We start from the raw sequence: 12430 nt of genomic DNA on the forward strand, positions 1-12430 counted from the left end.
TGCTTAACACTCGCTTCATGGCGTACGTTTTGAGGGAACAAGTCCATGCTTACTTTTGGCTGGGCCGGCATTCCGGCTTTTCAAAAGTGAGCCGCTGTAAGAGCGGAACCAATACCAGCCGTTACCAAAGAAACGGATATGTACCCGATCAAAAAATCCCCCCCGCATTCGTCCGCAATCCCACTTTCAGCTCAACCCTGAATCAGTTGAACCTGCGATAAAGCCTGCTCCACCACATTCTCCACAGTAAACCCAAACTTCTCCTGCAACTTGGCCAACGGCGCCGACGCGCCAAAGCTGTTCATCACCACCTTGGCCCCGGTCTGCCCGACATACCGGTCCCAACCCAATGGCCCAGCCTGTTCCACCACGACCCGCGCCTTCACCGCTGGCGGCAACACGCTGTCGCGATACGCCTGGTCCTGGTCTTCAAACAACTCCCAACTCGGCATCGAGACCACCCGAGCAGCGATCCCTTCGCTTTTCAACTGTTCATACGCCGCCACCGCCAGGCTGACCTCGCTGCCGGTCGCCAACAGAATCACCTTGGGCTCGTCCGCACTCGCCAACACATAAGCCCCTTTGGCGGCCCCGGACGCCGCCGCATATTTCGTACGATTCAATGTCGGCAACGGCTGACGCGACAACACCACACAGCTTGGCCGATGGGTTTGCGCCAAGGCGACCTTCCACAGTTCCAGGGTTTCATTGGCATCGCCGGGCCGCAGCGTCAGCAACCCCGGTGTGGCGCGCAGTTGCGTGAGGTGTTCGATCGGCTGGTGCGTCGGCCCGTCTTCACCCACGCCAATCGAGTCATGGGTAAACACAAACACCACCGGCAACTCCATGATGGCCGCCAGGCGGATCGGCGGTTTCATATAGTCGCTGAACACCAGGAAGGTCGAGGTGTAGGGCCGCAGGTAGGACAGCGCCATGCCATTGGCAATCGCGCCCATGGCATGTTCGCGGATGCCGAAATGCAGGTTGCGCCCGCTGTAGTCATCGGCACTGAAACGCCCGGCGCCATCGAAGGTGAGGTTGGTTTTGGTCGACGGCGACAAGTCTGCCGAGCCGCCAAGCAGCCAGGGGATTTGCTGGGCGAAGGCGTTGAGCACCTCGCCACCTGATGCACGGCTGGCTACGCCCTTGGCATCGGTCTCAAAGCTGGGAAGTTGCGCCTGCCACTGTTCCGGCATTTCGCCCGCGCGCATGCGGCGCAGCTCATCGGCCAATTGCGGGTCGAGGTCGGACAGCGTCTGGTTCCACTGTTGATACAGCGGTTCGGCGCGTTCCAGCAGAGCGTCACGCAAAACAGAACGCGCGTCATCGGGCACCAGGAAGCTTGAATCCTGCGGCCAGCCGTAAGCGGCCTTGGTCAGGCGGATTTCTTCATCGCCCAACGGTTCGCCATGGGCGGCGGCGGTGTTGTGCTTGTGGGGAGAGCCGTAGCCGATCACGCTGTCGACCACGATCAGGGTCGGTGCGCCGGTATTGCTTTTGAAGGTCTCAAGCGCCCCGCTCAAGGCCTGTAAGTCATTGGCGTCGGTCACGTGCAGCGTGTGCCAGCCATAGGCCTGGAAGCGCTGGATCACGTCTTCGCTGAACGCCAACTCGGTGTGCCCTTCGATACTGATGGTGTTGTTGTCGTAGATCCAGCACAGGTTCGCCAGCTTCAAATGCCCGGCCATCGACGCGGCTTCGCTGCTGATGCCTTCCATCATGTCGCCGTCACCGCACAGGGTGTAGACGTTGTAGTCGAACAACACCTTGCCATCACGGTTGAAACGCTCGGCTAACCAGCGCTCGGCCATCGCCATGCCGACGCTGTTGGCGCAGCCCTGGCCGAGTGGCCCGGTGGTGGTTTCCACGCCAGTGGTCATGCGGTACTCGGGATGGCCCGGAGTTTTTGAATCGGCCTGCCGGAACTGCTTGATATCGTCCAGGCTGATCGCCGGCTGGCCAGTGCGCTTGCCATGGGCATCGATCTCCACCACACCGGCCAGGTGCAACAGCGAGTACAGCAACATCGACGCATGCCCCACCGACAACACAAAGCGGTCACGATTAGGCCAGTCAGGATGCTCCGGGTGATAACGCAGGAACCGACTCCACAGCGTGTAACCCACTGGCGCCAGGCCCATGGGCGTGCCCGGATGGCCGGAATTGGCCTTCTGTACGGCGTCCATGGCCAGGGTGCGGATCGTGTTGATGCATTGGGTGTCGACAGCGGTGGCGGCATGAGTCATGAAACCGGTCTCCCTCGAATGGCTATCTAGAGTGGAGGGCAGGGCGCCGCAAAGGTTTGATCCAAACACCTGCGCCGCGACGAACGGGGCTGTATTGACCCCGGACATGACAAGACCCCTCGCAATGGTCTAGCTTCTAGGGCGTAAGCCATTGATCAACGTGCGGAGGTACGCCATGCCAGTGAAACACGACCTGTATCAGGACTTGGGGTTGAGCAAGGAAGTCGTTCACGAACGCAGGGCGAGCGACAAACGCCTGGACTCGCTGCTCACTCAATACGATGACGCTGACAAGGAGGTGCTGAAGGCTGAATCGGCAAGCGCCAGCGATGAGGATGTGGAGAAGTTGAAGAAGAAACGGCTGTTGATCAAAGACGACATTGTGGCGAAGTTGGGTTAGGCGATGGTCCGCGCTCCTACAGGGCGCGGACACATTTGTTCAGAATTGTCTGAAGGACAGGGCGGCTTTCACTGCCTATGATGCCCACCGCCCACCCGGCTCTGGGGACTGTTGCGGCGCAAGGATTGCGCTGGTGAGCCGGGTGGGTACTTTATCGGGGCGACGTTGAGCCGAATCGGTCGGGTTTAAATCCGTGCCCTGAGCACGCTGATCTGACATAGGTTTGGCGGCCGCGTGCTAGTGCTTGAACGCCAAGACTAGAACTCCCGAGATCTCAACCCTGCCACCAAAATTGAGCTACGGCCCCCACCGAACGGATAGCCTCTTCAGCATGCCCAATCTGGCATCGCAAGCGATAGAGCAATGCACTTGACTCGAATGCTGCTTTCATCTCATTTCGCATAATGATGCTTTCATAGATGTTTTTCGTCTCTAATTTTTTTTGCATTTAATGATGTGGCGGTGGATAAGTCGTAAGCAAGGAGTATTGCTAGTATGCTGGCTGTTGCCATGAGTAGTGCCAGGGATAACTTGGGTATTGTCTGCTCGTAGAAAATAATGCCGATACTGAACAGTGTGAGCGGTAATATAAACTGTAAAAACCCAGTTGCTGATAGTGGTATTTTGTTGGTGGCGAAAGAAAACATCAGCAATGGCGTTACGGATACCACGCCAGCGAGCAAGATTAATAAGTTTTGGTAAGGGGATTCATTGGGTTGAATGATGGTGAGGTTGAATGCCCAAATAGCGAGAGTCAGAAACGCGGACAAAAAAAGCGTTTCTAGAAATAACCCACTTACTGCGTCTAATGAGGTGGTTTTTTTTAGATATGTATATGAGCCCCATGTCGTGGCGATCAGCAGGTAGGTCCAGTGATTTAGGTTTTCACTGAGGAGAACGAGAGATACGACCGAGCTTAGCGCAACGATGGTGGACAGCATTTTTCGCGGTGTGATGGGTTCATGGTAAATCAAGCAGCCCATCCCAATGGAGATGAAAGGAGCTAGAAGGTACCCGAGACCACTTTCTAATAGATGTCCATTGAGGGATGACCAAATGAAGGCTCCCCAGTTGAAAGCAATCATTGTTGCGGCTGCGCAGTGCGTGAGGATTAATCCTGTTGTAATGTTTTTGAAGTTGCCAAGTCGCCTGAATGCAAGGAGGAGCAAAGCGAGAGTGGCGCTGGATAACGTGACTCTGTATATAAGTAATGTTATGTATGAAAAATCGCTAAGTGCTTTCCAGTAAAGAGAAGATGCACCGAGGAGCAAGTTTGCAAGTCCGGATAGACCTGCTGCCAGGTGTTGTTGGTCTATCTTCCTTGGGTTCATGATTTATTATTTTGTTTTATGAGTTTGTGTGTGGCGTGACCAAAATATTCTTCCTCATTTATCATGGGGTACATCAGAATATTCGTGGCTGTTGTCATGATATCTCCTGTTCGACACGATTAACGCTGTACGGGGGATCACGTACTTTCAGCTTCGTCTCGATTAGGATTTATCTCAAACCATGGGCTTCCTAAAAACGTGTAGGTTGTTTCTGGCAACGACCTTTCCGGGATATTAGGAGGGATTCACAACTGAGGGGCACCCGGCTCTGGGGACTGTTGCGGCGCAAGGATTGCGCTGGTGAGCCGGGTGGGTACTTCATTTCAACTCAGCAGTGCCTTTGTGCAGGCATCGATAGAGCGCTGCTGCGTCTCTTCATACAGCTTCAATTCATCAATGGTCCGACGGCCCAGCGCCTTTTCAAATTCGGCCTGGTTCGAATTAGCCGCGTAGTGACTCTGCGCCGCATCCCCCAGGTTTGATTGGAAAATCCCCGCCGCACTCACCGGCAGAAAATCTTCATACACCAACGGCTCCACATCGATGTGGCCCGCTGCGATCAGTGCTTCAAGAGTACGCGGTTGCTCGGCCGTTCCGCGCGCAGCCAGGCCATGTGCGGTGGTGAAGTAGCGGAAGTACGCCAAGCCCTGTTCACGCATCTGCGCGTGGTTATCCGGGAAGGCCTGGAAGTGATGTTCCATCAATTGCATATAACGTGCGGCGTTGCCCTCATTGGGGAAAGCGCCCAATTCGTCGCGCGCGGCGTTCAGCAACTGGTCGTACAGCGCACGGCCTTTGGGCGTAAGCGCCACGCCGCGTTGTTCGATTTCGCCGAAGCGTGCGCTGTGGCTGCCTTGGGCGTCGGTGAAGGCGATGGGTTCGTCGAGGGCCTTGAAGCTGGTCTGGCGCAGCAGGATCGGGCACTGGCGGCAAGGGGGTCCTTCGATCACGGCTTTTGGCGTGATGCCTTTGCCGGGCATCGCGGCCTGGACCTGATCGATGTCCAGGGTGCGCGGGGTCAGGTGGTTGATGTGCGGGCCTTTGAAGGCGACCACGTCGGCGATCAGGCGGTGCTGGTCGCTCAGTTGCTGGTACTGCGCGCCGGTGACGGTGGCGGTGTGGTGCCAGCGGAAGGTTTCCAGGGCTTGGCGGATGAACTCATCGGCGTCCGCAACGTTGAGGCCGCCGTCTTTTTCCGCTTGTTCGATCAGCGCCAGGGCGCCAGGGGTGAAGATCGAGCGTTTGGCCAGGGCGGTTTCGGCAAAGGCGCGCAGGTCGTGGTTCTCGATCAGTTCCAGGCGCAGCAATGAGGTGAACACGCGAAACGGGCTGGTTTGCAGCGCCTGCTCATGCACGGCGCGAAATGCGGTGGAGTGCACGGGTACGCCAGCCGGTGTCAGGTCGTAGTAGCCCACCGGTTGCATGCCCATCACTGCGAACAGGCGGCTGATGGTCGCCAGCTCTTCTGCCGTGCCCAGGCGGATCGCGCCGTGGCGTTCCATGTCCAGGCGCTGGATTTCGCCGGTGCGTTGCAGCTGCTGCGCCAGGTGCGGCTGGGTGTCGAGCACGTGGGCATTGGTCTCGGCCACCAGCTCCATCAGCGCGCCATACAGGGGAACTTCATCTCGGTACATGTCGGACATGGCCTTGGAAAAGCCCTTGCGGATCTCGTCTGGGCTGACATGTGCGGTGCTGGGCATAGAAAAATTCCTGATGGCGATGACGATAGAGGTGACCTTTGTCTGGATTTTGTTGAGCGCAAGGCACGCTTGCAAACGAAGAATCCTCAGGACTTCATTCTGCAAATGAATGAGATGACGTGAATATGACAAAAAACAGCCCGTGAGAAATTTCATTTAAGGGCGATTTTCCTAACTAATTCTTCACGGAGTCTGCCCCGGTCGGCATGAAAGAATCGTCACGTTTGCAAGGATGAAAACGCCGTTATGCACACCAGACACATAAAAAAATGTTTAGGGGCTGTCGTTAATGAAAATTTCTACACTGGCGTTGTCGATCACCGCCGCCGTTCTTGCACAACAGGCATTCGCTGATGATTTCGGGCTCGGTTCGCTGGGCACGGGCAACGGTCACAGCGGTTTCCTTGAAGACAGTCACGCGGCCATCAGCTCGCGGACCATGTACTACAGCGCGGATAACCGCTCGGGGACCAACAACGACCTGCGCGAAACTGCAACTGCGCTGCGTTTTGACTACAAGTCCGGCTTCACCCAAGGCACCGTCGGCCTGGGGTTTGACGTCATGGCCTTCGGCGCGCTGCGCCTGGACGGCGGCGATGGCCACACAGCGGGCGCGGGCCTGTCGGGTAACGGCAACAGCTTCTTCCCGACCAAGAACAACGGCACCGAACCCGCCGATTCCTTTGGTCGTGCGGCGGGCAATGTGAAGTTCCGCGTTTCCCAGACCGAGTTGCATGTCGGTGGTGGCTTGGCGCCGGTGCTGCCGATTTTGGTGTCCAACGACAGCCGCGTAGCGCCGCAGACCTTTGACGGCGGCATCCTGACCTCCAACGACATTCCCAACGTCACCTTTACCGGCGGTGAGCTGAACCGTGCCGAAGGCCGAGCCTCCAGCAACTCCACAGGCTTGAGCGTGGCCGGTGGGACGCGCGACAGTGACAGCTTCAAGTTCGGTGGGGTGGACTACAAACCGTTTGGTTCTTCCGACAACGTCATCGCGAAAAACCTGACGTTGCAGTACTACTACGCGCAGTTGCAAGACTTCTACAAACAGAACTACTTCGGCCTGGTCCACGTCTTGCCGCTGGGCAATGACCAGTCGTTCAAGACCGACCTGCGCTACTTCGACAGCAGCAGCGACGGCAAGAACGGTGAGAGCGGCTACCAGTTCAACAACAACGGCGGCTACGCCAAGCACGCCGGCGAAGTGGACAACAAAACCTACAGTGCGGCCTTCACCTACCAGTTGGGCGGCAGCAGCTTGATGCTCGGCCACATTGGCGTGAGCGACGACGGCGGCTTTGTGTGGGTGAACCAGGGCAGCCTGGCCGATCCGCATGCACAAGGCGCCGGCGGTAGCGACTTCTACCTGTTCACCGATGCTGTGGTGGGCCAGTTCTCCCGCGCGGGCGAGCAGGTCAATTTTGGTCAGTACTCGTATGACTTCAAGGCCTACGTACCGGGTCTGAAGGCATCCGTGGCTTACCTGGATGGCCGGGACATCAAGTCGAAGGTAGCCGGTGGCCCTGACCAGAAAGAAAACGAAGCCGACTTCCGCCTGGACTACGTCGTGCAGGCCGGTCCTCTGAAAGGCTTCGGTACGACTTTCCGTACCGGCACCTATCACGGCAAGAACACCGGCACCGCCGACCAGGACCAGACCCGCCTGATCTTCAACTACACCTACGCCATCTTCTAAGTCTTCATGTGCACCCGGGCGTCATTGGGCTCTACACTGCCTCTCATCTGGTAGGCGATGGAGGACCCGATGACGGCCACACCCGACAACCGAATACGTGCAACCCTCGAAGGCCAACGCCTGGCGCAGCCGGATGCCGAGCGTTGGCGCGAGTGGGGCCCTTATCTGAGTGAACGCCAATGGGGCACGGTGCGCGAAGACTACAGCGCCGATGGCGATGCCTGGACCTACTTCCCCCATGAACACGCGCGCAGCCGCGCCTATCGTTGGGGCGAGGATGGTTTGGCGGGTTTCAGCGACAAGGCGCAACGCTGGTGCCTGGGTCTGGCCCTGTGGAACGAGCGTGACGCGATCCTCAAGGAGCGTCTGTTCGGCCTCAACAACGCCGAGGGCAACCACGGTGAAGACGTCAAGGAACTGTACTTTTTCGTCGACGGAGTACCGAGCCATGCCTACATGCGCATGCTCTACAAATACCCCCATGCCGCCTTTCCCTACGCCGACCTGATCAGCGAAAACGCCCGCCGTGGCCTGGCGGATGCCGAGTACGAGATCCTCGATACCGGCGTGTTCGAAGACAACCGCTACTGCGATGTCAGCGTCGAATATGCCAAGCATCAGCCCGACGATATCTTCATGCGTGTCACCGTACACAACCGTTCTGACCAGCCAACCCGTGTGCAGGTGTTGCCCCACCTGTGGGCGCGCAATGACTGGAGCTGGACCTTCGACGCACCCAAGCCGCAATTGACGCTGGACGGCGAGCAGGTGCTGGCGCGTCATCATGAGTTGGCGGATCGCCATCTCAGCGCCTGGGGCCAGGACGGGATGGAGTGGTTATTCTGCGAGAACGAAACCAATATTTCCCGGCTGGATGGGCAGGCGGCGCCGGGGCCGTTCAAGGACGGAATCAATGATTACGTAGTCGGCGGTGACCACGCTGCGATTCGACGCGACAGCGGGACTAAAGTCGCCGCGCGTTTCATCCTCGACCTGGCAGGCCTGGAAAGCAAAACCCTCTACCTGCGTTTTGCGCCGGCCGACGCGCCGCCAGTCAACGTCCGCAAGCTGTTCGAGCAACGCCGCCAAGAGGCCGATGACTTCTACGCCGCCTTGCAACACGGTATCGCCGATGAGGACGCGCGCAATGTGCAGCGTCAGGCCCTGGCCGGGTTGCTGTGGTCCAAGCAGCTTTACTATTTCGATGTGAACCAGTGGCTCGACGGCGACCCGGCACAACCCGCGCCGCCGCCCGAACGCCTGCATATCCGTAATACCCATTGGCGGCACTTGTCGAATTTCGACATCCTTTCCATGCCCGACACCTGGGAATACCCGTGGTACGCCTCATGGGACCAAGGCTTTCAGGCAGTGGCCATGGCATTGATCGATCCGGGCTATGCCAAGCAGCAACTGTTGTTGCTGGTGAAAGACCGCTTCATGCACCCCAACGGCCAGTTGCCGGCCTACGAATGGCGCTTCGACGACGCCAACCCGCCGGTGCATGCCTGGGCCAGTTGGCGCGTCTATCAGCAGGACAAGGCGCTGACCGGCGTCGGCGATATGGATTTCCTGGAGCGGATTTTCCACAAGCTGCTGCTGAATTTTTCCTGGTGGGTCAATCGTAAGGATGCCGAGGGGCGCAATCTGTTCCAGGGCGGCTTCCTCGGGCTGGACAATATCGCCTTGTTCGACCGCTCGGCCGCGTTGCCACCGGGTTACCAGTTGGATCAGGCCGACGGCACGGCGTGGGTTGCGGCGTATGCGCTGGACTTGATGCGCATCGCCTTGGAGCTGGCCAAGCGCAACGGAGTGTATGTCGACATCGCGGTGAAGTTCTTCGAGCACTTCCTGTATATCGCCGGCGCCATCAACCGCGTCGACGACGGCGCCGAAGGCCTGTGGGATGAGCAGGACCTGTTCTTCTACGATGTGCTGCACCGCCCCGATGGCCAGAACGAGCCGGTGCGCCTTCGTTCCATCGTCGGGCTGATGCCGCTGTTTGCGGTGCTGGTGCTGGAGCAGCGTGAGCATGAAGGCCTGGAAGGGTTGCGCGAGCGTTTGCTGGGCTTCATGAAGCACCGGCCGGACCTGGCCAAACTGGTCTCGCGCTGGAACGAGCCGGGGCAGGGCAATCGCCTGTTGCTGGCGCTGCTGCGCGGTGAACGCACCAAGGACCTGTTGCGACGCATGTTGGATGAAAATGAGTTCCTGTCGGCATTTGGCGTGCGCTCCTTGTCCAAGGCGTTCGCCGAACAACCGCTGGCGTTGAAGATGAACGGCAATACCCTGTGTGCGAGTTACCAGCCGGGCGAATCCGACTCGCGGCTGTACGGCGGCAACTCCAACTGGCGCGGGCCGTTGTGGATGCCGGTGAACTACATGCTGATCGAATCGTTGCGCGAATTTCACCGCTATTACGCCGATAACTTCTCGGTGGAGTACCCGACGGGCAGTGGTTATCTGTCATCCCTGGAGGAAGTGGCTGACAGCCTCAGTCAGCGACTGACCCGGTTGTTTCTACGCGATGAGAATGGCCTGCGGCCGTCGATGGCCGGGTATGCGCAGCTGGAGGCTGACCCGGAGAGTCGCGACCTGGTGTTATTCCATGAGTATTTTCATGGCGAGACCGGACGCGGGTTGGGGGCTTCGCATCAGACGGGATGGAGTGCGTTGGTTGTGTTGTTGCTACAGCCCAACTAAAAATCCCGCCTGTAAAGGCGGGATCGGATTCAGGGTTGCCCGTGAATCAAGCCGGGAACAGTTCGCTCAGCTTCATCGCCAGCATCATGTCGCCTTCGGTGCGCAGCTTGCCGCCCATGAAGGCCTGCATGCCGTCGGTCTCGCCGCTGACGATGCCTTTCATGGTGTCAGCGTCCATCACCAGGGTGACCTGGGCGTCTGGGTTTTCGCCTTCCAGCAGTTCGCAGGTGTTGTCTTTCACCACCAGCGAGAAGTTCTGGGTGTCGTCGATGCGGAAACCGAACACCAGGTCCAGGCCGTCGGCGGCGGCTGGGTTGAATTTGGCTTTCATTGCTTCTACAGCTTTGGCTACGTCAGTCATGGTTTCGATCCTTTAGGGTAGAGTCCAGTGACCTTGGGGTCACGGTTGGCCGCAGCTCATCGGAACGTGATGAGCTGCGGCGCCTTCAACAGTTGCAAGTGGGCATGACTGTTGAAGGAAGCCAGTGCCACCTCGCGACCGCGGAATTTCAGCTGGTTGAGCGAGGTGTTAACAATTTGCCAGTTCAGTTCGAACGCTTGCGCAGCAGGCATCCGGGTAATCAGGTGGAGCAGGGCGGTGATGGTGCCGCCGGAGGTGAACACGGCGATTTTCTGCGCGTTGTCCGCCGCTTCAAGAGTACGTTGCAGGCCACCCTGGACACGTTCCACAAAGCCCAGCCAGCTTTCCAGCCCTGGCGGGTCGTAGGTGCCGGCCAGCCAGCGCTCGATGATCAGGGCGAAAATGCGCTGGAATTCGCTGCGGTTCTGCGCGGCGTTGCGCAGGATCTCCAGGGCTTCGGGTTCGGTAGTGAGCAGGTCGGGGAGCAGGGCGCGGATGATTGCGTCGGCATCGAATTCGTTGAAGGCGCTGTCGGTTTCCAGTGCCGGTACCGGCAGGCCCAGGGCGCTGTACTGATCGAACGCAGCGGTGGCGGTGTGCTGCTGGCGGCGCAGGTCGCCGGCCACACAGCGGTCGAACACCAGGCCCATTTCCGCCAGGTGGCGGCCGAGTACCTGTGCCTGTTCCACGCCGACGGGCGACAGGACGTCATAGTCGTCTGCACCGAAGGAGGCCTGGCCATGTCGAATCAGATAGATGCTGCCCACGTCCGTTTTCCCGGTACGTTGAAAGTCTGGCGAGGTTATGAGGATGCCTGCGAGCTGTCAATGAAAAAACATACGCTTGTTTTAAAAGCTCGTTAGAGGGCGCTTGGTGGCGGTTTGAGCACTGGCTCCCGGCAAGCCCCGTCGGTATGCTTGGTCAATCCGCGCCTGGCGCACTGCACTTGTAAGGAGAACCATGGATTTTTTGGCCGAATACGCGAGCTTTCTGGCGAAGACCGTCACCCTGGTGGTCGCTATTCTGGTGGTACTGATCAGCTTTGCGTCGCTGCGCAGCAAAGGTCGTCGCAAATCCGCCGGCCAATTGCAGGTCAGCAAACTCAATGACTTCTACAAAGGCCTGCGTGAGCGCCTGGAATCGACCTTGCTCGACAAGGATCAGCTCAAGGCCCTGCGCAAGTCCGAAGGCAAGGCTGAAAAGAAGAAAGGCAAGCAGAAAGCCGAGGCCAGGCCACGGGTGTTCGTGCTGGATTTTGATGGTGACATCAAGGCCTCGGCCACTGAAAGCCTGCGCCATGAAATCACCGCCTTGCTGAGCCTGGCCACGCCGAAGGATGAAGTGGTGCTGCGCCTGGAAAGTGGCGGCGGCATGGTCCACAGCTACGGCCTGGCCTCGTCGCAACTGGCGCGTATCCGCCAGGCGGGCGTGCCCTTGACCGTGTGCATTGACAAGGTCGCGGCCAGCGGCGGCTACATGATGGCGTGCATCGGCGAGAAGATCATCAGCGCACCGTTTGCCATCCTCGGTTCCATCGGCGTGGTCGCACAGCTGCCTAACGTGAACCGCCTGCTGAAAAAACACGACATCGACTTTGAAGTGCTGACCGCCGGTGAGTACAAACGCACCCTCACCGTGTTTGGCGAAAACACCGAGAAGGGTCGCGAGAAGTTCCAGGAAGACCTGGACATCACTCACCAGTTGTTCAAGAACTTTGTCTCGCGTTACCGCCCGCAGCTGGCGATCGACGATGTTGCGACTGGAGAAGTGTGGCTGGGTGTTGCAGCCCTCGACAAGCAACTGGTCGATGAGCTGCAAACCAGCGACGAATACCTGGCCACCAAGGCCAAGACCGCCGAGGTGTTCCACCTGCACTATGCCGAGCGCAAGAGTTTGCAGGAGCGCGTGGGCCTGGCCGCCAGTGGCTCGGTGGACCGCGTGCTGTTGACCTGGTGGAGCCGGTTGACCCAGCAGCGGTTCTGGTAAGGCT

At 58.7% G+C, this 12430-nt stretch carries 9 protein-coding genes; 4 read left to right on the top strand and 5 right to left on the bottom strand.

Annotation, left to right across the window (positions count from 1 at the left end; all coding sequences use genetic code 11):
* Positions 1 to 191 precede the first annotated feature (191 nt).
* Positions 192 to 2246, bottom strand: a complete 2055-nt coding sequence (gene tkt / locus H096_RS26545) for a transketolase (protein WP_033902323.1) — start codon at positions 2244 to 2246, stop codon at positions 192 to 194.
* Between the two features lie 175 nt (positions 2247 to 2421).
* Here tkt and H096_RS26550 point away from each other — a divergent pair, with 175 nt between their 5' ends.
* Positions 2422 to 2646, top strand: coding sequence for a DUF465 domain-containing protein (locus tag H096_RS26550; protein ID WP_010209888.1), 225 nt, complete (start codon positions 2422 to 2424; stop codon positions 2644 to 2646).
* Positions 2647 to 3059: 413 nt separating this feature from the next.
* On the opposite strand, the gene H096_RS34065 is transcribed toward H096_RS26550, so the two are convergent.
* Positions 3060 to 3977, bottom strand: coding sequence for a rarD protein (locus tag H096_RS34065; protein WP_156487826.1), 918 nt, complete (start codon positions 3975 to 3977; stop codon positions 3060 to 3062).
* Positions 3978 to 4300: 323 nt separating this feature from the next.
* Complete coding sequence (locus tag H096_RS26565; protein ID WP_033902324.1) at positions 4301 to 5677, bottom strand: VOC family protein; 1377 nt, start codon at positions 5675 to 5677, stop codon at positions 4301 to 4303.
* A 289-nt stretch (positions 5678 to 5966) separates the two neighbouring features.
* On the opposite strand from H096_RS26565, the gene H096_RS26570 reads away from it, so the two are divergent.
* Both H096_RS26570 and H096_RS26575 read left to right on the top strand, forming a co-directional pair.
* Entirely contained in the window at positions 5967 to 7376 is a 1410-nt protein-coding gene (locus H096_RS26570) for an OprD family outer membrane porin (RefSeq protein ID WP_033902325.1), read from the top strand.
* A 69-nt stretch (positions 7377 to 7445) separates the two neighbouring features.
* Positions 7446 to 10079, top strand: a complete 2634-nt coding sequence (locus tag H096_RS26575) for a glucosidase (protein ID WP_033902326.1) — start codon at positions 7446 to 7448, stop codon at positions 10077 to 10079.
* 46 nt (positions 10080 to 10125) lie between these two features.
* Here H096_RS26575 and H096_RS26580 read toward each other — a convergent pair whose 3' ends face one another.
* Both H096_RS26580 and H096_RS26585 read right to left on the bottom strand, forming a co-directional pair.
* Complete coding sequence (locus H096_RS26580) at positions 10126 to 10440, bottom strand: SCP2 sterol-binding domain-containing protein (protein WP_033902327.1); 315 nt, start codon at positions 10438 to 10440, stop codon at positions 10126 to 10128.
* 56 nt (positions 10441 to 10496) lie between these two features.
* Complete coding sequence (locus tag H096_RS26585) at positions 10497 to 11207, bottom strand: histidine phosphatase family protein (RefSeq protein WP_033902328.1); 711 nt, start codon at positions 11205 to 11207, stop codon at positions 10497 to 10499.
* Positions 11208 to 11400: 193 nt separating this feature from the next.
* Here H096_RS26585 and sohB point away from each other — a divergent pair, with 193 nt between their 5' ends.
* Complete coding sequence (gene sohB / locus H096_RS26590) at positions 11401 to 12426, top strand: protease SohB (RefSeq protein WP_033902329.1); 1026 nt, start codon at positions 11401 to 11403, stop codon at positions 12424 to 12426.
* The last annotated feature ends 4 nt before the right edge of the window (positions 12427 to 12430 follow it).

The sequence above is a fragment of the Pseudomonas sp. FH1 genome (genome assembly GCF_000510895.2).
Taxonomy (GTDB): Bacteria; Pseudomonadota; Gammaproteobacteria; order Pseudomonadales; family Pseudomonadaceae; genus Aquipseudomonas; species Aquipseudomonas azotoformans_A.

Excerpts from the sequence above, each read along its gene's own strand:
- H096_RS26565 (WP_033902324.1), bottom strand. The coding sequence starts at position 5,677 with ATGCCCAGCACCGCACATGTCAGCCCAGACGAGATCCGCAAGGGCTTT.
- H096_RS26550 (WP_010209888.1), top strand. The coding sequence starts at position 2,422 with ATGCCAGTGAAACACGACCTGTATCAGGACTTGGGGTTGAGCAAGGAA.
- sohB (WP_033902329.1), top strand. The coding sequence starts at position 11,401 with ATGGATTTTTTGGCCGAATACGCGAGCTTTCTGGCGAAGACCGTCACC.
- H096_RS26580 (WP_033902327.1), bottom strand. The coding sequence starts at position 10,440 with ATGACTGACGTAGCCAAAGCTGTAGAAGCAATGAAAGCCAAATTCAAC.
- H096_RS26570 (WP_033902325.1), top strand. The coding sequence starts at position 5,967 with ATGAAAATTTCTACACTGGCGTTGTCGATCACCGCCGCCGTTCTTGCA.
- H096_RS34065 (WP_156487826.1), bottom strand. The coding sequence starts at position 3,977 with ATGAACCCAAGGAAGATAGACCAACAACACCTGGCAGCAGGTCTATCC.
- tkt (WP_033902323.1), bottom strand. The coding sequence starts at position 2,246 with ATGACTCATGCCGCCACCGCTGTCGACACCCAATGCATCAACACGATC.
- H096_RS26575 (WP_033902326.1), top strand. The coding sequence starts at position 7,446 with ATGACGGCCACACCCGACAACCGAATACGTGCAACCCTCGAAGGCCAA.